Source organism: Nonomuraea marmarensis, from assembly GCF_043197025.1.
GTDB classification, from domain to species: domain Bacteria; phylum Actinomycetota; class Actinomycetes; order Streptosporangiales; family Streptosporangiaceae; genus Nonomuraea; species Nonomuraea marmarensis.
The window spans coordinates 1-22,263 of sequence record NZ_JBICRM010000018.1 but is presented as its reverse complement, the minus strand read 5'-3'; the positions used below and the strand labels follow the sequence as shown (position 1 = coordinate 22,263).

Here is a 22,263-nt window from a genome sequence, read left to right as displayed (position 1 = left end):
TTACTCGCCGCTCACCGACACGAACCCGGTGCCCGCCCGGTAGTTGGGCGACTGGTGCCGGAAGTAGGTGTTGTAGACCTCGCAGTAGCGCCCCCCGCGGGCCAGGAGCGCCGCGTGATCGCCCTCCTCCACGATCCGCCCGTGATCCAGCACGATGATGCGATCGACGTGCTCGATCGTGGACAGCCGGTGCGCGATGACGATCGAAGTCCGCCCGGCCAGCACCAGATCCAGACCCTCCTGGATCTGCGCCTCGGTCAACGGGTCCACGCTGGCCGTCGCCTCGTCCAGGACCACGATCGCCGGATCCTGGATGAGCAGCCGGGCCAGCGCGACGAGCTGGCGTTGCCCCATGGACAGGGCCCGGCCGTGCTCGCCCACGTCCGTTCGCAGGCCGTTCGGCAGCGCGTCGATCCAGTCGCCGCCGCCGACCGCCGCCGCGGCCGCGCGTACCTCCTCATCCTGAGCCTCCGGCCGCGGATAGCGGATGTTGTCCGCGACCGTGCCGCTGAACAGGAACGGGACCTGCGGCACCGCACCGATCTGGCTGCGGTAGCTGCCCAGCTCAAGGCTGCGGATGTCCCGCCCGTCGATCAGCAGCCGCCCCTCCTGGAACTCGTAGAACCGAGTGATCAGCTTGCTGAGCGTCGACTTCCCGGCACCGGTGTGCCCCACGAGCGCCACGGATTCGCCGGCCTCGATGAGCAGGTCGAAGTCGCGAAGCACGGGATGGGCGGGGTCGTAGCCGAACGTGACGCCCTGGAACTCGATGCGCCCCGCCAGCCGCCCCGCCGGCTGCGCGTCGGTCTGCACCACGCGGGGCGGGGCGTCGATCAGGGCGAAGACCCGTTCGGAGGCGGACAGCCCCTGCTGGAACTGGGACCAGAAGGCGGCGATGGACGTCAGCGGGAACCAGAAGAGCGACACTCCCTGCAGGAACAGGTACCAGTCACCCGCCGACAGGCCGCCCCCGAGCACAGCCGTGCCGCCCAGCTGCACCAGGCCGACCGTCGCGAGCCCGGCCACCAGGAACAACACGGGGAAGATCGTGGAGAAGACGAACCCCTGCCGGAGCGTCACCTGGTAGCTCTGCCGGTTGATGGGCCGGAACTCGTCGTAGACCTGCCGCTCCTGGCGGAAGTTCTTCGCCACGGCGATCCCGCCCATGGTCTCCTGCAGGTTGGCGTTGACCCGGCTCAGCGAGCGTTGCGCCCGGCGTGTGCTGATCCTGGCCAGCCGCCGGAAGAGCAGCGCGAGCCCGACCACGATCGGCACCACCAGCAGCGTCAGCAGGGCCAGCTCGACGCTGCGCAGGAACAACAGGACCGTGACGAAGCCCACCATCAGCACCTGGCTGATGAGATCCATGGTCAGCGTGGACACGGTGGCGAAGTCGTCGGTGTCGGACGTCACCCGGCTGACGATCTTGCCGGACGGCGTCTCGTCGTAGAACGACAGGTCCCGCTCCAGCACCGCGTCGAACGCGTCCTCGCGCAGGCGGAGCACGACGTCGCCGGTGACCCGCGAGCTGTTCCACTGCCGGACGAAGTTGAACACCCAGGAGAGCGCGCCGGCCAGCAGGATCCCGGCCGCGAGCCGCCAGCCCACCTGGGCGATCGTGCCGCCCGCGATCGCGTCCACGCCCACGCTGACCAGCAGCGGGATGGCCGCCTGGGCCGCGGAGACCAGCACGATCATGACCGCTACCAGGAGCATCCGGCCCAGCTTCGGCCGGAAGTAGGAGACGATCCGGCCCAGCAGGTCACGGTCGCTGTAGGTACGGTCGTAGTCCTCGGCCTCGAGGCCGTCCATGAGAAAGCCCATCAGCGCACCCCTCCCTGCTCGCTCGCCATGACCGGCCCTTCCTCCTGGACCTCGTCACCCATCTCGACCTCGTCGTAGTGGGCGAAGACCCGCCGGTAGAGGCGGCTCCGCGCGATCAGCTCGTCATGCGTGCCGAAGTCGACGACCTCGCCGCGCCTGAGCAGCAGCACCTTGTCCGCCCACCGGATCTGGGAGAGCCGATGGGTGATCAGCAGCGTCGTGCGCCCGTCGAGGATGCGCCCGATCGCCTGCTGGATCCTGTCCTCGGTCGCGGAGTCGATGGCGCTGGTGGAGTCGTCGAGCACGAGGATCGCCGGATCGGTCAGCAACGCCCGCGCGATGGCCAGCCGCTGCCGCTGCCCCCCGGACAAGGTCACCCCGCGCTCCCCGATGACGGTGTCGTAGCCCTCCTCCAGCTCGGCGATGAACTCGCCGGCCTGAGCGTCCTCCGCCGCCCTGACCACCGCCTCATGATCGGCCCGCTGCCCCAGGCTGAAGGCGATGTTCTCGGCCACGGACCGCGAGAACAGCACGATGTCCTGCTCGATGGTGGAGATCTGGGACCGCAACGAATCGAGATCCCACTCCCGCACATCCACTCCATCGACAAGGATCCGCCCGGACGTCACGTCGTAGATCCGCGGAACCAGCTTGGTCAGCGTGCTCTTGCCCGACCCGGTCTCCCCGACGACCGCCACCGTCTCCCCCGGCCGCACGGTGAACGTCACCCCGCGCAACGCGGGCTCGCCATCCTCGTCGTAGCCGAACGTCACGTCCTCGAAGACGATCTCCCCGCTGATCGGCGCGGCATGCCCGTCGGCCGGCTGCTCGATCTCGCTCTCGGCGGTGATGATGTTCAAGATCCGGCGCGATGACACGATGCCGAGCTGGATCAGCGAGAAGGTGAAGATCGACATCTGCGTGGGAAACCCCAGCATGCCCATGAGCCCCATGAACGCGATCAACTCCCCGACGGTGATCGCCCCCACACCCTGCAGATAGAGGCCATGCCACAGCGCCCCGGCCATCGCGAAGGCGAACAGCAGGGTGGGCAGATAACGCGCCTGCACCAGCCCATTGCGCACGAACGAATCTCGGTAGAGCCGCGCGTTGGCACGGAACCGCCGCCGCTCCTGCCCCTCCTGCGCGGTCACCTTGATCACCTCGATGCCGCGCACGGCCTGGTTGAGCCCCGCGTTCAGGTCACCGAACTGCTCACGCATGCGGGTCGCGACCGGGTTGAGCTGCCGCATGTAGTACCAGAGCGCGGCCACGAAGACGACCCCGAAGACCCCGGGCACCAGCAACAGCCGCGGATCGATCGCGGCGATGAAGACCAGCGGCACCAGCCCCTGGAGCCCGGAGTCCACGATCAGGTCGACCCCCGGCGTGATCATGATCGACAGCTGCCGGATGTCGTTGGCGGCCCGGGCCATCAGATCGCCGACCCGCTGCCGGTTGTGGAAGGTCTGGCTCTTGCCGAGCAGGCTCACGTACAGCTCGTCGCGCGCGTCCCGCTCCAGCCGCTTGGCCAGCACCTCGCTCGACAACCGCGCGACGAGATCGAACAACCCGCGGGCCGTCACGACGGCGAGCAACGCCAGCGCGATCAGCCCGAGCGCGTCCAGCGGCTCGCCCCGCTCCCCCAGCACGGCATCGAAGGCGTCACCGGTGAGCTGCGGGACCATGGAGTTGAGCACGATCATGACCAGCGACCCGCCGAAGAACCCGAGCAGGTGCAGCGGATGCCGGCGAAGATGGGACCAGAGCCAGCGCACCGGGCCACGCCGGTTGTAGCGCGGGCCGGAGACGGAGAACTCCGAACTGCTGATAGTCACAGGCACAGCCCCCCGGCCGCTGCTGGCGAATCTTCGAACCTGCTTTCTACCACCGGCCACCGACAATTCTCCAACGGTTTCCAGCCCCAGCTGAGCGCCGCCACGCCGGGCCCGCCCGGCGTGGCGGCCGTACCGAACCTCTTTCTTCCGAGGGAGGTCAGGCAGTGGTGAGCACTGCCTTCTCCGGCTCCGGAGCGGAAGCCGGGCGGCGCAGGACGGCGAGGCTGACGAGAAGCGCGCCCGCGAGGAGCCCGGCGGAGACGGTGAAGGCCAGCCGGTACCCACCCGTCAGCGCCGCCGCCTCGGAGGCCCCGGAGGCGAGCAGGACGCCGGTGCGCGAGGCGGCGAGCGTGGACAAGACGGCGACACCGAGCGCCATGCCGATCTGCTGGGTGGTGTTGAACAGCCCGGACGCCAGCCCCGCGTCGTCGGCCTTGGCACCGGACATGCCCAGCGTGGTCAGCGCGGGAAGCACCAGCCCGCCGCCCGTGACGAGCAGCATCACCGGGAGGAGATCGACCACGTACGAAGCCTGCACCGGCACTCTGGTGAGCCAGCCCATCGCGCCCAGCAGCAGCACCAGACCGGCCACCAGGACGGCGCGCGTGCCGAAGCGGGTGTTGAGCCGGGCGGAGACGAACAGCGAGACCCCGCCGATGGCGACCGCCGCGGGGAGCATCGCCAGCCCCGTGGCCAGGGCGCCGTAGCCGAGGACCTTCTGCATGTAGAGGGCGACGATGATCTGGAAGGCGAACATGGCCGACAGCGCCAGCATCTGCACCAGGTTGGCGCCCGAGACGTTGCGCGAGCGGAAGATGCGCAGCGGCATCAGCGGGGTACGCGCGGTCGCCTGGCGGACGAGGAACGCGGCCAGCAGGACGAGCGACACGGCGCCGAGGCCCAGCGTGTGGGCGGCCAGCCAGCCGTACTCCTCGATCTTGACGACCGTGTAGATCCCCAGCATCAGCCCCGCGGTCACCAGGAGGGCACCGAGGACGTCGGCACCCGCGGACAGGCCCACTCCCCGGTCGGCCGGGAGAGCCTTGATCGCCACCGCGACGGTGGCCAGCCCGATCGGCAGGTTGATGAAGAAGATCCAGTGCCAGCTGAGCGCGTCGGTGAGCACTCCGCCCACGACCTGTCCGATCGAGGCGCCGGCGGCGCCGGTGAAGCTGAAGACGCCGATGGCCCTGGCCCGCTCACCGGGCTCGGTGAACAACGTCACCAGGATGCCCAGCACCACCGCCGAGGCCATCGCGCTGCCCACCCCCTGCAGGAAACGCGCGGCGATCAGCAGGCCGGGACCGGTGGCCGCCCCGGCGAGCAGGGAGGCGGCGGTGAAGACCGCGTTTCCGGCCAGGAACATCTTCTTGCGGCCGATGAGGTCGCCCAGCCGCCCGGCCAGCAGCAGTAACCCGCCGAACGCGATCAGGTAGGCGTTGACGGTCCAGCTCAGCCCGGCGGGGGTGAAGCCCAGATCATGCTGGATCGCCGGCATCGCCACGGTCACGATGCTGCCGTCGAGGACCGTCATCAGCATCGCGGCAGAAAGTACGAGGAGGGCGCGGAGTTTGGGAAACGGCATGGTCTTCTCCTGTTCGGAAGCAACAAGAGAGACCGTAGCAGATGGTTTCGTTGCAGACTATCCCCGACGGACCTATTGCCGAGCCCTGCGGGCTGCCTGCTGCATCTCCACAGGAGTGGCGAGGTGCCCTTGAACCAGCCGATTCATCGCACGGAGCAGCACCTCGCACTCGTCCTCCGGCAGCGCGTCGAGGGCGGCACGGTGCACGCCGTCCACGATCTTCTGGCTGCGTTCGGCGACTGCCCTGCCCTTCTCGGTGACCGCGATGATCCTGGCCCGCCGGTCGGTGCTGGACGGACGGCGCTCGGCCAGCCCCGCCTTCTCCAGGGCGTCCACCGTGACCACCATCGTGGTCTTGTCCATGTCGCCGATCTCCGCGAGCTGGATCTGGGTGCACTCCTTCTCGAGGGCGTGGACCAGCACACAGTGCATACGGGCGGTCAGCCCGATCTCGGCGAGCGCCGCCGCCATCTGGGTACGCAGCACGTGGCCGGCGTGGTCGAGCAGGAACGACAGGTCGGGCTCCGCGCGCGATGGCGCCATGGCGGTCATAGACTCAGTCTAGTTTCGTTGCGGATTATCTGCGCTCTACATGACGGTCACTCGCCGAAGCGCAGACCGTCGGCCCGATGAGTTTCGCCGCTCCCGGCGGTCTACATGACGAGCATCGAGAAGGAGCAACAAATGACCGAGCCGAAGACCCACACCCTCGACGTTCCCGGCGCCGTCCTGCACTACGACGTACGGCAGGCCGAGGCGAGCACCGCACCGATCCTGCTGATGATCGGATCACCGATGGACGCCAGCGGGTTCGCCGCCCTGGCCGCCCATTTCCGGGACCGGACGGTGGTGACCTACGACCCGCGCGGGATCGGGCGGAGCGAGCGGACCGACGGCGCCGGCGAGTCCACACCCGAACTGCACGCGGACGACCTGAACCGGCTGATCTCCGCGCTGGGCAGTGAGCCGGTGGACATCTTCGCCAGCAGCGGCGGCGCCGTCAACGGGCTCGCCCTGGTGGCCCGGCATCCGGCGCAGGTGCGCACCCTCGTGGCGCACGAGCCGCCGGCCGCCCAGGTCCTTCCCGACCGCGAGCAGGCGCTGGCGGCAGTGGTCGACATCCGCCGCACTTACGACCGGGACGGGTTCGGCCCGGCGATGGTGAAATTCTTCGCGGTCACGAGCCTGCGGGGCGCGATTCCGGCCGATTTCGCCGATCGGCCTGTGCAGAGTCCAGCCGATTTCGGGCTACCGACGGAGGACGACGGCTCTCGTGACGACCCGTTGTTCGGGCAGAACATCATGACCTGTACGCACTACAAGCACGACTTCGACGCGTTGCGCAGGGCATCGACGCGCATCGTCGTCGGCGTGGGAGCCGAATCGGAAGACGAAATGGCCCACCGTGCAGGGGTGGCGGTCGCCGAACGCCTCGGCACGAAGGCCGTGACCTTCCCCAGCCACCACGGCGGCTTCCTCGGCGGCGAATTCGGCATGCAGGGCGATCCAGACGCCTTCGCCGTTACGCTACGCGAGCTCCTCACCTCGTAGCGCGGAGGCATCCTTTAGGTTGTAGAGACACGGCGGAAGTTCGATCAGGACTTCAAGGACAGCGCCGTCCTGCCTAACCTGCGGCGGATCAGCTTCGGATTGTGTGCCATCATCGGGGTCCCTTTCGGTTCAGGCCCGCCGCCGGACCGCCAGGTAGGCGATGCCGGTCAGGGCGAGCGTGAGGGCGAAGTACGCGGCCGTTTCGGTCCCCTGCATGGACCAATAAGGCACGGCGAGCTGGCCGCGCAACGCCCGGCCGCCCAGCTGGGTGACCCCGACCAGCAACACGGACAGCGGCATGGCGATGCGCGTGTGTCCCGTCACCGCGCCCAGTGCCGCGCCGAGCGTCAGGGCGAACAGCACCCGGGCGAACGGCACCGTGCCGTGACTCTCGTAGTACGGCCAGGCCATCGGATCACTCCCGGTATGAGGCAGCGCCCAGGCCAGCAGCGCGGCCAGCACGGCGGCCGCGGCCAGGGCGCCGGCGGCGGCGGTGCCCAGGACGGCGGCCAGCCAGCGGCCCCGGGTCAGGCCTTGGGTCCAGGCCAGCTTGTAGGTGCCCGTCTCGAGTTCCCGGGCGATCAGCGGCGCGCCCCACACCAGGCACACCGCCCCGGCCAGGAATCCCGCCAGCTGTCCGGTGAGTCCGCTCAACTCCGGCTCCAGGCGTTCCACCCAGGCGGTGACGCCGTACAGCAGGAGCAGCGCGGTGATGGCAGCGGCCTGCGCGCGCTGCCCGCGCCAGGCCACCCACAGCAGCCCCCTCATCGCGCCGGCTCCGGGTTGCGCAGGTAGTCCAGCACGAGGTCCTCCATGGTGGCGGCGGGGTGGCTGTTGAGCAGGTCGGTGAAGCTGCCGCACAGCCGGACGCGGCCGGCTCCGAGCAGGATCAGGTGATCACACACCTCGGCCAGGTCGGCCAGGATGTGCGAGGACAGCAGCACGGTGGTCTCCAGCCCGCGCACCACGCCCATCACCTGGACGCGGGCCAGCGGGTCCAGCTCGGCCAGCGGCTCGTCCAGCACCAGCAGGTCGGCCCGCTTGCCCACAGCCAGCGCGAGCGCCACCAGCGTGCGCTGGCCGCCGGACAGCCGATCCACCCGCTCGCCGTACGGGATGTCGTGCAGGAGCGATTCGGCGCGCCCGCGATCCCATCGCGAGTTGGTGGCGGCGCCGAAGCGCAGCATGTCGTTCACGCTCCAACGCCGGTACAGCGGCTTGTCCTGGCCGACGAACGCGACCTTGGTCACCTCCAGCGGCCGGCCGAAGACGCGTACCCGGCCCGTGGTGGGCGTCAGCAGGCCGGTCACCAGATTGAGCAGCGTGGTCTTGCCGGCCCCGTTCGGCCCGACCAGCGCGGCCATGGCGCCGGCGGGCAGCTCGATCGTGGAATCTTGCAGCGCCCACCGCCGCCGGTAGCGCTTGCCGAGGCCGCTGGTCTCCAACGCCTTCATGCCTCATCCCCGCCGGTCAGCTCCCGCTTGCGGCGCAGCAGCGCCGTCCGCCGGGCATGGGCACGTACGGCCAGAGCCACCGATGCCACGACGAACAGCCCTCCGACCACCAGCGCGAGAACCAGGCCGGTGCCCCGCTGGACAGCCACGGTGGCCACAACCGCGGTGGTGGCGACGGAAGCGACCAGCGCGATCCACGCGGCGATCACCCGGTCGGTGGCGAACAACGGCACCCGGCGCGTCAGCAGCCACCCGCCATAGCCTGCCCAGGCCAGGCAGAACACGCCGAACAGGCCGAACGCCAGCTGAGTGCGGCCGGGCAGCGGACCCGGCTCGCTCCACCACAGCGCGGCCACGAACACCGCGCCGGTCAGCCCGGCCAGCAGCGCCGCCACCGCGCGAACGCGCCGCCACCGCGACAGCGACCCCTCGAGCTGCTCGATCATCTCCTGCGCCGTCAGGCGCGGCTCCTCCTCGGTCATGGCCGGTATCCCCTCTCCTCCAGGTGCTCACGCAACAGCCGACGGGCCCGGTTCAGCCTGGACTTGACCGTGCCGGCCGGGACCTGGCAGATCTGCGCGCAGTCCTCCACCGACAGGTCCTCCAGGTAGAACAGGACGAGGATCTCCCGCTCCAGCACCGGCAGACCCGACAAGGCGCTGATCAGCTCGGCGCGATCCACCATCGCCTCGACCGGGTCGCCGGCGACCACGTCACCCGCCGCGAGCTCCTCCCCCTCCCAGGCGTACTGACTGCGCAGGCGATCGGCCACCGATCGGCGGGCGATGGTGAACAGCCAGGGCGCGAACCTGGCGGGCTCCCGCAGCCGCGGCAGGCCCCGGACCACGGCCAGCCAGACCTCCTGGCTCACGTCGTCGGCCCGCTCGGCATCCAGCATGCGCCGCACATACGTCCACACCGGCACCCGCCACCGGGCCACCAGCTCGGCCAACGCCGCCCGCTCACCCAACTGGGAACGCACCACCAGCAGCTCATCGGTCATCTCGTCCTCCCGTCACCCTGCACAGTCGGACGACAAGCCGATCAGGTTCACGACTTCCGAATTGTCGTGCGAAAACCGACCATGGTCGTTCTGGGCCTCGGTGGGGCCTGACCCGCGGCGGCGAAACTCCGCCTACCAGGGCGGACAGCGATTGGCTCTCCCACTTGGCAAGCCTCTACGCGCAAGGGATTCGCCACGCCGGCTCACCAGAGGTCGGGGTAGTAGCGGGGACACACGCAGTTCCTGTCGTCCTGTGGCGGGTCCACGACCTGGCCGGCGATCGGAGGCAGTAGCGCCTCGATTGACTTGGCCGAAGCGACCGCGGCGCCGGTGACGCTGTAGTGATCAACGGTGTCGGCCACGCTGATGTTCAGGCGGTCGCCGTGCGACCAGACGTGGGCGCGTTGCCCGGCGATCTCCACGTGCCCCGGCTGGCCGATCCCGGGGAAGCGCGCCATGGCGACCGGGAAGCGGGAGAACTCTGCCGCCGAATAGGTGACGCCGGGGACAGGCTGTGGAGTGTCGGGTGGGAGCCGCTTCACGGGCACCGCGAGTGCGGACAGCGTGCGCAAGAGGTCGGTCTGCGTCTCGATGTGCAGGCTGACCAGCAGGTGGTCGCCGTCGTTGGCGTGCCCGCCATATGCGCGGCAGAAGCGGAAGTAGGTCAGTTCGCGCGCCCACGCACGAAGCCGGGCTGGCGGGTGACGCTCGTAGAGGTAGTCGGTCCAGCTCTTCCCGTTCACCCGCCGGATCGTATAGGGCAGCGCATCAGAGCGTCACGCGCTCCCCGGTCCTGCGCACCTTCACCGACCCGCAGCCGGCCACCGGCCCGTTCCCCCAGCTCAGAGTAGCGCGACGCGCCTGATCGCCTCGCCAGTGCGTCAACCCACGGGGGCCGTGGAGCCGCCGGCTCCGCCCACCAGAGCCAAGGACACGGACAATATTTCGGTCAGGTCTCCGGAGGGGCGTTCCAAGGCCGTTGCTCGGCTGGTGGATAGGGCATGCCGGCCGAATTCGGTTGCGCAGGTCGCCGGGTCAGGAGCAGCACGAATCCGCTGACGGCAGCGGCAATCAGCCCCACGACCAAAGGAAGCACCGTGATGAGGTATCCCCACCTCCACGACAACGCGACCGTCAGTCCTTGATTGATGAGCGGGCCAAGAATCAGGGCGAGGACACCAAGACCTGCCAGTATCGCGACCACCGCGCCCCGGCGGCGGCCCGCCCGCCGCGCGAATGCCACCGTCGCCCCCACCACGCCACCGGCACCGAGCCCGCTCAGCACCCGGCCGGTCAGATAGATTCCGGCGTCGGGGGCGAGCGCGTTCAGCAGCACACCGATGATCATGAAGCCGATGGCCGCCATGCCCACTGTCGTCAGCAAACGTCCACCAAGGCTAACGCCCAGCGCCCCACCCGCTGCCGCGCTGACCAGGTACGCAACGAGAGTCGTGAGCAGGGCGGTTTGGCTGGACAAAGCGAGAGCTGACTGCAGAGAAAGCCGCGCTGCGGGCCCGAAGGGCATCGTCAGCAGGTACAGACCGGTAAGCGCAGCGATTCCTGGGCCGATCAACGCCCATGCCGGTCGCTCCCCGCCCGGCAGAGCGGCATTCCTTTGCGGTTGATGATCGTGCATGGGGATCAGTTTGCATCGGGCTTGACTGCCTCGTCCATCCCGCTGCAAGGAGGAATACCGAACGCCCGCTCGTGCGGGCGAACCGTAACAGCAGGATCAGGTGAACCCATACCGCCCCGGCCACCTCCCACCGGCCATGCGCGGCCATGATCGAGGTGAGGATCCCGGCGGCCAGCACCATCCTTGGGCTGGCTGGCCGCCCTGGCGGACTGCCAGAGCGGATCGTCGACCGGGTCGCCTTGGCAGGATGCGCGCTGAGGAATCGTCCGTACGACGCTTCGGGGTGGTGAGCAGCATGCGCGCGGTAGTCAGGATGTGTTCAGGCAATGGCTGGCACCGTCGGGCTCATGACATTTGAGACTTCTGAGAGGCCCGCGGCGCACAGCCGGGCTGATGCCGCAGCGGGCCATCGCCGTCGGTGGAACAAGGTGCCCGAGATCACCCTGTACTTCTGGGTGATCAAGGTGCTGTGCACGACGGTCGGTGAGACCGCAGCGGACCTGCTGAACGAGAAGCTGGGTCTGGGCCTGACCGGTGTGTCACTGCTGATGAGCGTGGTGCTGGCGGTGGTGCTCGTCGTGCAATTCCGTACGACCGCCTACCGGGCGGGCCTGTACTGGCTCGCCGTGGTCCTGATCAGCATCGTCGGCACACTGATCAGTGACAACGTCACCGACAACATGGGCGTGCCGCTGGAGATCAGCACCACGGTGTTCGCGATCGTCCTCGCGGTCGTGTTCGTCCTCTGGTACCGGCGTGAGCGGACCCTGTCCATCCACAGCATCGACACGGTGAGCCGCGAGTCCTTCTACTGGCTCGCGGTGCTGTTCACCTTCGCGCTCGGCACCGCGGCCGGTGACCTGGTCGCTGAGCGCATGGCCTTCGGATACTGGGTGTCCGCGGCTGTCTTCGCCCTCGCGATCGCCGCTGTCGCGGTCGCGCACTTTGCGCTCGGCGTGAACGCGGTGTGGAGCTTCTGGATCGTCTATGTCCTCACCCGGCCGCTCGGCGCCTCGGTGGGCGACTATCTGTCCCAGCCGACCGCGGACGGAGGTCTCGATCTGGGCACCGTGGTCACCAGCGTGCTGTTCCTGGCGGTCATCCTCGGGCTGATCGTATTCCTGACGGTGACGCGGAAGGACGTCACGGAGGCCGGAAGGCACACGCGTCTGGAAGCGTGCCCCCCAGGCATCGGCAACGACTGAGACACCCGCTGGCGTAAGCAGCGCCCGAGAGTTGGAGTACCGCTGACTGCTCGTCTCTCACCCCGCAGGCAGGATGACCACGAACCCCGCCCCAGACGTGTGCTCGGCGTTGTAGGTGACCTCCCCGCCGGCGGAGCGCGCCAGGCGTCGCGCGAGCGGTAGCCCCAGACCCGCTCCGCCGTGCCCGTCAGTGGGATCGGCACGCCGGCCGGGCTGGAAGAGCTGCTCGGCGAACGACGGCGGTACGCCGGAGCCGTCGTCGGTGACGTCGATGCGGACGCCGTCCGGCTGCCGGGCTGCCCGGACGGTGACGTGTGAGCGGGCGTACCGCAGGGCGTTGTCGAGGAGAGGGCTGACGATGCGTTCCAGGAGCGCGGACGTGACTCCGGCTTGTAGATGCGGATCCATATCGGCGATGACGACCTTCACGTGACTTGGGACGTCCAGGCGCTCGGTGAGCCGGCGCAGCGGGGGCAGGACGCCGCCGTGCCTGCGACAGCGGAGACACTGTCGCGGGCGTCGTCCAGCAGGGTGTCGCAGATGGTGCGCATGGACTGGGCGGCGTCGGCGATGGCCGCGTGGGTGGTCCGGGTGTCGGCCCCCAAACGGGGGCGGGCCTGCCACCAGTCGAGCTCGGCGATGATCCGGCTGAGCGGGGTGCGCAGTTCGTGCGACAGCTCCCTGGTGAGCTGCTGCTCGTGGCGCAGCACCGCGCGGATGCGGTCCAGGAGTGCGTCCAAGGACGTGCCCAGCCGAGCGAGTTCGGTGGGCCGTCCGGCGCCGCCGAAACGCTCGGTGGAGGCGACTGCGCTCCACTGGGTGGCCTGGTCGGTCATGGTGCGTACGGGACGCAAAGCGCGACCGACCGCCAGACGCGTCAATACGTACGTACAGGCCAGCATGACGGCGTCAAGAGCGAGGGATGCGAGGAGCAGGGTGTCGGCTGAACTGCGGTAGGGGGACAGTTCCAGGGCGGTCACGACGGCCGCGTCGCCCGTTCCGCCGCCTATGGTCTGAGAGCACAGCCGGACGGGGCCGCGGCCGTCGAGGGTGGCGCAGTGCTGCCCGGCGCGCGCGGCGAGCTGGCCGGCGGCGCGGGTGACGAGGCTGGTGGCCGTGGCGGAGGGTGGCCGTTCGAGCAGGCGCGTGCCTGCGTAGATCCACACGTTCGTGTCGAGGAGTTCGTCGTTCGACGTCTCCAGGAGCCGCACTCCGGCGTGGCTGATGTCGACGGTGGCGGCGACGGCGGCGGCCCGCGTGCGCAGTTCGTCGTCCGCCTGCCGCTGAAGGTGCTGACGGACCACGGTGTTGAACACGATGGTGAGGATCACCATCAAGAACACGGCCGTGGTGAGTGCCACCAGGGAGAGCCGGCCGCGCAGCGTCCGGGGAGCCAGACGGGACAGGAGCGCGGTCATGACAGGCGGTGGCCGATTCCCCGCGCAGTGGTGACGATCAGCTCGCTGCCGCTGTCGCGGAGCTTGCGGCGCAGCCGGGTCAGATACTGGTCGAGGGTGTTGTCGCTGACCTGTGCGCCCTCGGGCCAGCCGGCCCGGATCAGCTCCCGCCGGCGCACGATGTCCCCGGGCGCGGCCATGAGCGCGGCCAGGAGGCGGAACTCCGTCGGGGTCAGGCCGACCTGGGCGCCACGGACGGTGAAGCTGTGCCGGACGGCGTCCAGTGCCAGGTCGCCGGTCGCGGCCGTAGGACGAGAGCCGGTGCGTTTGAGGGCGGCCCGCAGCCGGGCGGCGAGTTCGACCAGGTGGAAAGGCTTGGGCAGGTAGTCGTCCCCGCCGGCGGAGAACCCGCTGAGCCGGTCCGTCAGCCGGTGATGGGCCGTCAGGAAGATGACGGGCGAGAGGAAACCGTTCGCTCTTATCGCCTGGCAAACATCCCGCCCGTCCGCATCCGGCAGACCGACGTCGAGAACGGCCGCCGCGAAGTCGGCGGTGGCCAGGCGCAGGGCGGTCGCACCGTCCTGCGCCGGCACGGTGTCGAAGCCCTCGTCGCGCAGGCCGCGCAGCAGTACATCACGCAGGGCGTGATCGTCCTCGACGACCAGGATCTTGTTGCGCATGATTCTCCACCTGTCCTTGTGTCCTGTCAGCAGTGACGGCTTGCTCTCGGCGCTCTGACCCTGCCGGCTCTGTTCGTCTTCTTCGGTGCCCTCGTTGGGCTCCGCGCTCTCCTTGCCCTGCTCGGGCACGGCGGTCGCGCTCTTCGGGGCGTGCCTGGAGATGGTGGCGAGGCGGAGCTCTGGCCCAGGGACGAGGCGAACGCCGCCCCGCCGCCCGCCATGAGGACGGCGACGGTGGCGAGTCCGGCGATGATCACGGGCTTGCGCATAGATATGTCTCTCCGATGCGTTGAGGTGTTGCGGACGCGCCTCAGTCTGCGAAGACACCGGATAGCGGCAGGTTCTGTCGGCCTTAACGCGCGGTTAATCCCGCGGCGAGCCCCGACCTGTGAGGCGAAGGTAAACGCCGCGCTAACCGAATCTTGATCGGGCGCTCACGCGCCCCTTTCTACCGTTCGTCCTATGCGGTCGAGCAGAGTGAGGTTCCCTGTCCCGATCTCCGTCGCGCTCCTGGTCCTCGGGGTAGTGGTGGGGTTCGCCGCCCGCACGCCCGCGTGGACCGCGGCGGACACGAGGGTGAGCGGGATCGTGCAGTCGGTACGCGGGCCGCGGCTGACCGCTGTGGCGCAGGTGCTCAACGTGGGGTTCGGCAACGTCGTGGGCACGGTCCTGGCCGCCGCCCTCGTCACGGCGGTCGCCGTCTGGGGGCGGTGGCGCACCGCCCGGCGGGTGCTGGTGGTGATCGCCGCAGGGTGGGGCGTCAGTCTGCTGCTCAAGGTCCTGGTCGACCGGCCCCGGCCGCCCGCGCTCCACGCCCTGGTGCACGAGCTCGGCCCGGACAGCTTCCCCAGCGGCCACGTCTGCCTGACCCTGTCGATCGCCGTCGCGGTCGCGCTGCTGGCCTGGAAGACCCGCTGGCGATGGCCGGTCGTGGCGGCGGGCGGGCTGCTCGTGATCGGGCAGATGCTGGCGAGGGTCTACCTCGGCGCGCACTATCCCACGGACACCATCGGCTCGGTCATCGTGACCCCGGCCGCCATCCACCTGACGGCGAACGCCCGCAGACTGGGCCCGTTCCTGCTCCGGGCGGCCAACCGCCGCAGGGCCCGCCCGGCCGGCCCGGCCGACACGCGGCAGGTGAAGATTCTGCTGCTGCATGCATACGGCATGGGCGGCACCATCAGGACCGTACTCAACCTCGCGAGCACGCTGTCGGCCGACCACGACGTGGAGATCGTCAGCGTCATCAAAACCAGGGAGCGGCCCTTCTTCCCGGTGCCTGCCGGGGTTCGCGTCACCTTCCTGGACGAACGCCCGCGCCGGCGCCGCGCGCGGCTGCTGCGCAGCAGGCTCATCCCGCGGGAGGAGGCGGCCTACGGCAGCTTCGACCTGCGTACCGACCTCGCCCTCCTGCGCTTCCTGCGCGGGCTGCGCACCGGCGTCCTGATCACCACGCGTCCCGGGCTCAACCTGGCCGCCGCCCTGCTGACGCCACCCGGCGTGATCGTCATCGGTCAGGAGCACACCGGCTTCGGCTCGCACAAGCGCGCCGTACAGAAGATGATCGCCCGCAGGTACGGCAGGCTCGACGCGCTCGTCACCCTGACCGAGGCCGATCTTGGCGCCTACCGCTCGGCGTTGGGTGCCCGCGCGCCCCGCCACCTGCTGCGCATCGCCAACGCCGCGCCGCCCATCAGCGGCGGGCCGTCGCCGCTGAGCTCCAAGACCGTCATCGCCATCGGCCGCCTCACCAAGGTCAAGGGGTACGATCTGCTCCTGCGGGCGTGGGAGCAGATCAGCGTCGCGCATCCCGGCTGGCGGCTGCGCATCGTCGGATCAGGCGTGGAGCGGGCCCGCCTCCTGGCGCTGGCCGGCGAGCTCGGCCTGGACTCGGTCGAGCTGCCCGGCCCCTCGCGCGACGTCGGCGCCCAGCTCGACGACGCCTCGCTCTTCGTGCTCAGCTCCCGCCGCGAGGGCTTCCCGATGACCATCCTCGAGGCGCTGAGCAAGGGCGTGCCCGTGGTCGCCTTCGACTGCCCGCACGGCCCCGGCGAGATCATCACCCACGGCCGCGACGGTCTCCTCGTCCCGCCACGGGACGTCGACGCCCTGGCCACGGCGATCGGCGTGCTCCTCGATGACGAGGGTGAGCGCCACGTGATGGGGGCGGCGGCGCTGGACACCTCCAAGCTCTACGACCTGGACGTCATCGGCCGACGCTGGACCGAGCTGCTGACCGATCTGAATGCAGGCCGCTGACCGGTCACAGCTCGCGCAGCACTGTCAAGGGAGGACGGTGCGCGGCCCGTACCGTGGCGGCCCCGGCGGCCAGCAGCGCCGCGACGCCGAGCACCGCAAGGACGGCCAGGTACCCCCACGGCACGGCCAGCGCGTCGGGCGGCGGGTCGAACACCCCGCTGAGCACGGCCACCAGCATCCGCGACAGCGCCCACCCGCACACCGCACCCAGCACGGCCGCGGACGCCCCGACGAGCCCCACCTCGGCCCATACGAACGAGCCCAGTTGCCGCGGAGTCGCCCCCAGCACCCTGGCCAGCGCGTACGTCCGGCGCCGCTCGGCGAAGCCGAGCACGAGCAGCAGACCGGTGGCCAGCCCTGCCAGGGCCAGCGCGTAGCCGAGCTCGATGGCGGTCAGGCCGGACAGGTCCACGGCGGTGAGACTGCTGCCGACAACCTGGCGGGTGGTCTCCACGTCGGTCACCTTGGCCGCCGGGCCGAGCCTGGCGCGCAGGTCGGCGCCCACCTTGTGGGGCGGGGTGCCATCGGTGGTGATGAGGTAGGTAGTGTCCGTGGGCATGTGGCGGGCCAGGTAGGCGGCGTTGGCGACGAGGAAGCTATCGCGGGGCGCGGTAGGGAACTCGGTGACGATTCCGGCGTAGTGGAAGGGGACAGTCGTGCCGTCCTCGGTCCGCAGCCGCACCTGGTCGCCGAGGTGGAGCTGGAAATCGTTGACGGTCTCCTGGCTGACCAGCAGCGCGTCGGGCTGGCGGGCGAGCCGGTCGAGGATCTCGCGGACAGTGCCGCCGGAGACGTAGGCGTCGTGCAGTCGGACGGTGGTGGGGCGGATGCCGTACAGGTCCTGCAGATCGGAGCCGACGTAGGCGAACCGGTGCTGCAGCGGCTCGACCCTGGCCACGCCGGGCACGGCCGCGAGCTGCCGCTGGGTGGCGGTGGTCTGGGAGACGGTGACGTCGGCGCCGTTGGTCAGCTCGGCGTCCACCTGGGCCTGCTGGCGGTAGGTGGTGGCGAAGACGGACGTGGAGACCGCGAACGCGACGGCCAGCGCCGCCAGGGTGGCCGCGCGGGCGAGGGGAGCGCGCTGGCGGGTCAGCATCGCCGACACGGTGCCCGCCAGGCTCCCGGCCAGCGGCCGTACCACCCAGGTGACCGGCAGGGTCCTGGTGAGGCGCCAGATGAGCAGGCCCGCGCCGGCCCACAGCAGCGCCGGCCCGGCGAAGGCCCAGTAGTCGACCGACAGCTGGGGCAGGCCCTCGGGGACCAGGACGAGCTGGTAGCCGTTCTTGCTGGTGATCCAGAAGACCACGGCGGATCCGGCGAGCAGCCACAGATCGAGGCCGTACCGCAGCCAGGCGGGGGAGCGGTGCGGCCCGCCGACCGGGCGGCGGGTCGCGGCCACGGTGGTGGCGCGTAGCGTGGGCGGCAGCACGGTTGCGGCGGCGACCAGCAGCCCCAGGACCGCGGCCCACCACGAGACGCTCGCCGAGCCGAACAGGGGGTGTCCGGCCAGGGCGGCCAGCCCCAGGCCCGCCAGCACGCCGGCTACGCCCACGAGCGCGGTCTCGGCTAGCGCGAGCCGGACGAGCGCGCCCTTGGACGCGCCTCTGGTCCGTAGCAGCGCCTGCTCGGCCGAGCGCCGCGGCGCCCCGGCGCGGGTCACGAGGGCGGCGAGCAGGGCCGCGAGCACGACCGCCGGCGCGCCCAGGAACAGGAAGAGCACCTGGGAGTACAGGGCGTCCTCGCGGGCGGCGTCCAGGGCGGCCCCGAGATTGTCGCCGACCAGGCCGGTGCCGGCCATGCGCTCCTCCAGGTTGCGCGCCTGTCCGGTGACCGCGGTGTAGGCCGCCGCCGGGTCGGAGGGCAGCCGGTGGCCGATCCGTACGTGGTACTGGGTGCGCACCCGGTCGCGGGGGATCCCGTCGAACAACCGGTGCCAGTCGGTGGCCGGAAGCAACAGCACGTTGTCGGGTGGCGCCTGCGGCTGCGCGCCCGGGGGCGCGCCGACGCGCTGGAACAGCGAGTCGGCAGGGGGCAGCTCCACCACCCCGGTGACCGTCACCGCCGCGTCGGGCAGCCCGGGACGGCGCACGGTGACGGTGGCACCGGGTGTGGCGTGCAGGTTGGCGGTTGTCTGCTGGGCGAGCAGCGGCCCTTGTGCCGTCCCCGCGAGCAGGCGCACCTCGCCCGGAAAGGTGGCGGCGTAGTCGGCGGGCAGGCCGAGCACCTGGCCCGCGCCCGTGGTCAGTGTCTGCCCGGCCTGGCGGGACTCGAACCCGTCGATCCGGGCGAAGTCCACTCTTCGGGAGGTGCCGGGCATCGGCACGGACAAGGTCTGGCCAGGCTGCTGTTCCACCTGCCAGTCGACCGGGACCCGCTGGATCGAGCGGGCGGTCATGCTGGCCTTGGCGGAGGCGAGGAAGGCGCCCAGCATGGCGGGAAGGGCCACGGCGAGCGCGATGCCGGCCGCGGCCGCGGCCAACCGGCCCGCCCTGCGGGCCAGCAGGCCGCGCAGCCAGGTGAGGATCAGCATGCCAGTGCTCCGTCGCTCATGGTCCAGGTCTTGGGCAACCGCGCCGCGACCAGCGGGTCGTGGGTGGCGATCACGAGGGCCGCGTCCAGCCGGTAGGCCACCTCGGTGAGCAGGTCGACCACCCGGCGAGCGTGGCCGGAGTCGAGCTGGGCGGTGGGCTCGTCCGCGATGATCAGGCGGGGCTCGGCGGCCAGCACGCGGGCGACCGCGACGCGCTGCGCCTGCCCGCCTGACAGCTCTTCGGGCAGCGATCCGGCAAGATCGGCCAGGCCGATGGCGGCGAGCGCGGCGAGCGCCCGCTCCTTGGCCTCAGCGTCCCCGAGTCCGGCGATGATCAGCGGCAGCGCCACGTTCTCGGCGACGTTCAGCGGGGGCAGCAGGCTCGGCCCCTGAAAGACCACGCCGATCCGGCCACGCGGGCGGTCGCCGAACGCGGGCCAGCTGATCCGCCCCGCCGTGGGGTGGTCGAGCCCGGCGAGCAGGTGCAGCAGCGTCGTCTTACCTGAGCCCGACGGACCTGTGATCGCGACCTGGTCGCCCAGCCGCAGCTCGCAGGTGACCTCGTGCACGGCGACCAGGGCGTTCGTCCCCCTGCCGTAGACCCGGGCCAGCTGCCGGCAGGTGACCAGCGCGGTCATGTCGCCCGCCCGCCTTTCAGCTCCTGGCAGGTGATCAGGCGTGGTCATGTCGCCCGCCCGTCCTTCAGCTCCACCACCCGGTCCGCCAGCCGCCGCACGGCCGAACTGTGCGAGGCGATCACCACGGCGGTGCGCTCGTCGGCCTGCTCGCGGATCAGCCGCAACACGGGCACCTCGGTGTGCTGGTCGAGTTCGCCGGTGGGCTCGTCGGCCAGCAGGAGCGCGGGGCGGTTCGCCAGCGCCACGGCCAGCCCGGCGCGGGCCGACTCGCCGCCGGACAACTGGCTCGGCCGGGCCCCCGCCCTGGCCGAGAGCCCCAGCACGTCCAGCAACTCCTCACGCAGGCGCCTGTCCCTTCGCCCCGCCAGCCGCTGGGCCAGATCGACGTTGGCCGCGACCGTCAGGTGCTCGATCAGGTTGCCGCTCTGGAACAGCACACCCACCAGCCGAGCCCGCAGCGCGGCGCGCTCCGCCTCCGGCCGGTGGCTGATGCGGTGGCCGTCCACCCTGACGATGCCCCCGTCCGGATCGTCCAGCCCGCCCAGGCAGGCCAGCAGCGTGGACTTGCCCGACCCGGACGGGCCGCTGACCAGCACGACCTCGCCCGCGTCGGCATGGAGGGTGACGCCGCGCAGCGCCCTGGTCTCTTCCTCTCCCGACCGGTAGAACCGGTAGAGCTCTTCCGCCTGCAGGATCACGACGCCGTCCAGCCGAAGGAGTCGGAGACGGTGCGCCACGGGTCCACGTTGTCGGCGCCGACGGGGCCCGACAGGGTCAGGATCGCCTCGCGCCCGGCCCGGTAGAAGACGTAGCGCTCGATCTCGTCCTTGACGACCTTGCCGGTGACCGGGTCGGGGCTGCTGTCGGCGCGGTAGACGACCCGAACCGCCTTGCCGCCCTTCCTGGTCACCGTGCTGACCGTGCGGATCGCGCCGCCGTTCACCTGGGCCCTGACGGAAGCCTCCGCCGGCGGTGAGGCGGCGCGCGTGGTCTCGATGCGGATGCTGTTGAGCTTGTCGGTGAAGGCGGCCCCGGTAGGCAGGTCCGTACGGGCCCACCCCTCGGGCACCTTCACCTCGTAAGGCTGACCGGGATGCCGGTAGCTCACGAACACCGTGTCGTCCGGAATGTCGCCCGGCGGATTCGACTCCGTGGCCTGCGGAGTCGACGCTGGTGCCTGTGTCTGCGCTTGCGTCTGCGTCCGGGTTTGAGCGGGTACCGCGGCAGCGCAGCCCGCCGCCAGCGCCGCGATGGCCAGCGCTATGACGCTCTTCCGTACCATCATGTTTTCCACGCTAGAAGCGGGCTGGAAAGCGCCCGCTGAGCAAGGGGTTAGCGGGGTGCTTACCTTCCGTCGGCGACGGCCCCACCCACTCCGGCCTGGCCGCCTCCAGCAAGGACGGGCACGTCCACGACACAGTGGAGGGCGGCTGAGGTCGCGGTCACCGTGTCGGACGTGGGGCCCGGGCTGGCCATCGAAGTGAGCGGTCACGGACCAGGTGTGGCGGAGGGCGTCGACCCGTTCATCCGGTCCTGGCACATGGCAGCAGCCGGCACCGCGGGTCATGGCTCGTAGCGGTAACCGCGGCCCCGCACCGTGACGATCCGCTCCATACCCTCACCGTGCTCGGCCAGCTTGCGACGCAGCGCGAACACGTGCACGTCCAGCGTCTTGGTGGGGCCGAACCAGTTCTCGTCCCACACCTCGTCCATGAGCTGCTCACGCGTCACCACCTCGCCCGCACGGCTCACCAGCGCCGCCAGCAGGTCGAACTCCTTGGGCCGCAACGCCAGCTCCTCCTCCCCGACGTACGCCCGCCGCGCGGGCACGTCGAGCCGGAGCCGCCCGGCGGTCAACATCCGGTCCCCCTGCGCCGGGCTACGCCGTCGTAGATGGGCGCGGATCCTGGCCATCAGCTCGGTCAACCGGAAAGGCTTGGTCAGATAGTCGTCCGCGCCCGCGTCCAGCGCCACCACGACCTCGAACTCCTGCGTGCGGGCCGTGAGAACCACGATCACCGTGTCCGGCACCCTCGACCGCAGCCGCCGGCACAGGGCCACCCCATCCACGTCGGGCAGCCCCAGATCCAGCAGGATGAGATCCGGCTGGTGCCGCTCCGCCACCCGCAGCGCCTCGGCCCCGTCCGCGGCCGGCTCGGCCTCGTAGCCCTGGGCCGCTAGCGCTTCGACCAGCTCGGACCTGATGACCAGGTCGTCCTCCACGACCAGCACACACGTCATGCGCCCGATGGTACGGGCTGTGCCGTCAGAGGAGGTTGAGCTGCCCACCGGCGTTGAGACTGGCTGCTGGAGGGGGAAGCCAGCTCGTAGTCATGGGCGTCTGGGCTCCGACACGTACGACTCCGCGCCCTGGTACAAATTCCACCAGGGGTGGCCCCTCTGCGCCAGAGGCCCGGGGACGGCGAACAGGCGACAGTCGACGTTGGCCGTGTATGGCTCCGCACGGCGCGACGACCGATTAGCTCTTCTCACAAATGACCCATTGCCAGAGCAAGATCAATCCTAGCCCTCCACACCGTCTAAGCCTGGATCCACGGCGTGAATTCTGTTGATCATTTTGGGGTCCAATTCCTCGATGAGGGCCGTTCCCGCAGTTGGCAGCCTGGTTTTGGGCGTGGGAGGGCCGCCGTGCGCGGGTCGCG

General features: G+C 70.4%; 21 protein-coding genes. 3 read left to right on the top strand and 18 right to left on the bottom strand.

What is annotated here, in order from left to right:
- From ACFLIM_RS27285 to ACFLIM_RS27270, 4 genes are all read right to left on the bottom strand, one after another.
- Positions 1–1,824 carry an ABC transporter ATP-binding protein gene (locus ACFLIM_RS27285; RefSeq protein ID WP_393170174.1) on the bottom strand — a complete coding sequence of 608 codons (1,824 nt, stop codon included), beginning with the start codon at positions 1,822–1,824 and terminating at the stop codon, positions 1–3.
- Positions 1,824–3,662, bottom strand: coding sequence for an ABC transporter ATP-binding protein (locus tag ACFLIM_RS27280; protein WP_393170172.1), 1,839 nt, complete (start codon positions 3,660–3,662; stop codon positions 1,824–1,826). Before ACFLIM_RS27280 ends, ACFLIM_RS27285 begins: the two co-directional genes overlap by 1 nt.
- A 157-nt stretch (positions 3,663–3,819) precedes the next feature.
- Positions 3,820–5,247, bottom strand: coding sequence for a DHA2 family efflux MFS transporter permease subunit (locus ACFLIM_RS27275; RefSeq protein WP_393170170.1), 1,428 nt, complete (start codon positions 5,245–5,247; stop codon positions 3,820–3,822).
- A 72-nt stretch (positions 5,248–5,319) separates the two neighbouring features.
- Complete coding sequence (locus tag ACFLIM_RS27270; RefSeq protein WP_393170168.1) at positions 5,320–5,799, bottom strand: MarR family winged helix-turn-helix transcriptional regulator; 480 nt, start codon at positions 5,797–5,799, stop codon at positions 5,320–5,322.
- Between the two features lie 132 nt (positions 5,800–5,931).
- Here ACFLIM_RS27270 and ACFLIM_RS27265 point away from each other — a divergent pair, with 132 nt between their 5' ends.
- On the top strand, positions 5,932–6,798 hold the full coding sequence (locus tag ACFLIM_RS27265) for an alpha/beta fold hydrolase (RefSeq protein ID WP_393170166.1): 867 nt from the start codon (positions 5,932–5,934) through the stop codon (positions 6,796–6,798).
- Between the two features lie 129 nt (positions 6,799–6,927).
- Here ACFLIM_RS27265 and ACFLIM_RS27260 read toward each other — a convergent pair whose 3' ends face one another.
- From ACFLIM_RS27260 to ACFLIM_RS27235, 6 genes are all read right to left on the bottom strand, one after another.
- Positions 6,928–7,566, bottom strand: coding sequence for an ABC transporter permease subunit (locus ACFLIM_RS27260; protein ID WP_393170164.1), 639 nt, complete (start codon positions 7,564–7,566; stop codon positions 6,928–6,930).
- A complete protein-coding gene (locus ACFLIM_RS27255; protein WP_393170162.1) occupies positions 7,563–8,252 on the bottom strand; it encodes an ABC transporter ATP-binding protein in 690 nt (229 codons plus the stop codon). The genes ACFLIM_RS27260 and ACFLIM_RS27255 overlap by 4 nt, the downstream gene beginning before the upstream one ends.
- Positions 8,249–8,734 (bottom strand): hypothetical protein, encoded by a 486-nt coding sequence (locus tag ACFLIM_RS27250; protein WP_393170160.1) that lies wholly within the window; start codon positions 8,732–8,734, stop codon positions 8,249–8,251. The genes ACFLIM_RS27255 and ACFLIM_RS27250 overlap by 4 nt, the downstream gene beginning before the upstream one ends.
- Positions 8,731–9,255, bottom strand: a complete 525-nt coding sequence (locus ACFLIM_RS27245) for an RNA polymerase sigma factor (protein ID WP_393170158.1) — start codon at positions 9,253–9,255, stop codon at positions 8,731–8,733. The genes ACFLIM_RS27250 and ACFLIM_RS27245 overlap by 4 nt, the downstream gene beginning before the upstream one ends.
- 203 nt (positions 9,256–9,458) lie before the next feature.
- Positions 9,459–9,998, bottom strand: coding sequence for a hypothetical protein (locus ACFLIM_RS27240; RefSeq protein WP_393170156.1), 540 nt, complete (start codon positions 9,996–9,998; stop codon positions 9,459–9,461).
- 206 nt (positions 9,999–10,204) lie between these two features.
- On the bottom strand, positions 10,205–10,891 hold the full coding sequence (locus ACFLIM_RS27235; RefSeq protein ID WP_393170154.1) for an MFS transporter: 687 nt from the start codon (positions 10,889–10,891) through the stop codon (positions 10,205–10,207).
- A 428-nt stretch (positions 10,892–11,319) separates the two neighbouring features.
- Between ACFLIM_RS27235 and ACFLIM_RS27230 the strand changes: the two genes are divergently transcribed.
- Positions 11,320–12,096 carry a COG4705 family protein gene (locus ACFLIM_RS27230; protein WP_393170152.1) on the top strand — a complete coding sequence of 259 codons (777 nt, stop codon included), beginning with the start codon at positions 11,320–11,322 and terminating at the stop codon, positions 12,094–12,096.
- A 57-nt stretch (positions 12,097–12,153) separates the two neighbouring features.
- Here ACFLIM_RS27230 and ACFLIM_RS27225 read toward each other — a convergent pair whose 3' ends face one another.
- The 3 genes from ACFLIM_RS27225 to ACFLIM_RS27215 are packed head-to-tail and all read right to left on the bottom strand — an operon-like array spanning position 12,154 to position 14,302.
- Positions 12,154–12,504 (bottom strand): sensor histidine kinase, encoded by a 351-nt coding sequence (locus ACFLIM_RS27225; protein WP_393170150.1) that lies wholly within the window; start codon positions 12,502–12,504, stop codon positions 12,154–12,156.
- 17 nt (positions 12,505–12,521) lie between these two features.
- Positions 12,522–13,514: a histidine kinase dimerization/phospho-acceptor domain-containing protein gene (locus ACFLIM_RS27220; protein ID WP_393170148.1), complete on the bottom strand. Its 993-nt coding sequence runs from the start codon at positions 13,512–13,514 to the stop codon at positions 12,522–12,524.
- The gene (locus ACFLIM_RS27215) at positions 13,511–14,302 is read right to left on the bottom strand and encodes a response regulator transcription factor (RefSeq protein ID WP_393170146.1); all 792 of its coding nucleotides are present in this window, start codon (positions 14,300–14,302) and stop codon (positions 13,511–13,513) included. Before ACFLIM_RS27215 ends, ACFLIM_RS27220 begins: the two co-directional genes overlap by 4 nt.
- Positions 14,303–14,635: 333 nt before the next feature.
- On the opposite strand from ACFLIM_RS27215, the gene ACFLIM_RS27210 reads away from it, so the two are divergent.
- A complete protein-coding gene (locus tag ACFLIM_RS27210) occupies positions 14,636–16,432 on the top strand; it encodes a glycosyltransferase (protein WP_393170144.1) in 1,797 nt (598 codons plus the stop codon).
- Between the two features lie 4 nt (positions 16,433–16,436).
- Here the strand turns inward: ACFLIM_RS27210 and ACFLIM_RS27205 are convergent, their stop codons facing one another.
- The 5 genes from ACFLIM_RS27205 to ACFLIM_RS27185 all read right to left on the bottom strand — a co-directional run bounded on the left by ACFLIM_RS27205 (position 16,437) and on the right by ACFLIM_RS27185 (position 21,841).
- Positions 16,437–18,962: an ABC transporter permease gene (locus tag ACFLIM_RS27205; protein WP_393170142.1), complete on the bottom strand. Its 2,526-nt coding sequence runs from the start codon at positions 18,960–18,962 to the stop codon at positions 16,437–16,439.
- Complete coding sequence (locus ACFLIM_RS27200; RefSeq protein ID WP_393170140.1) at positions 18,956–19,648, bottom strand: ABC transporter ATP-binding protein; 693 nt, start codon at positions 19,646–19,648, stop codon at positions 18,956–18,958. Before ACFLIM_RS27200 ends, ACFLIM_RS27205 begins: the two co-directional genes overlap by 7 nt.
- On the bottom strand, positions 19,645–20,337 hold the full coding sequence (locus ACFLIM_RS27195) for an ABC transporter ATP-binding protein (RefSeq protein ID WP_393170138.1): 693 nt from the start codon (positions 20,335–20,337) through the stop codon (positions 19,645–19,647). Before ACFLIM_RS27195 ends, ACFLIM_RS27200 begins: the two co-directional genes overlap by 4 nt.
- Positions 20,295–20,885, bottom strand: coding sequence for a hypothetical protein (locus tag ACFLIM_RS27190; protein ID WP_393170136.1), 591 nt, complete (start codon positions 20,883–20,885; stop codon positions 20,295–20,297). The genes ACFLIM_RS27195 and ACFLIM_RS27190 overlap by 43 nt, the downstream gene beginning before the upstream one ends.
- A 278-nt stretch (positions 20,886–21,163) precedes the next feature.
- Positions 21,164–21,841, bottom strand: coding sequence for a response regulator transcription factor (locus ACFLIM_RS27185; protein ID WP_393170133.1), 678 nt, complete (start codon positions 21,839–21,841; stop codon positions 21,164–21,166).
- Between the last annotated feature and the right edge of the window lie 422 nt (positions 21,842–22,263).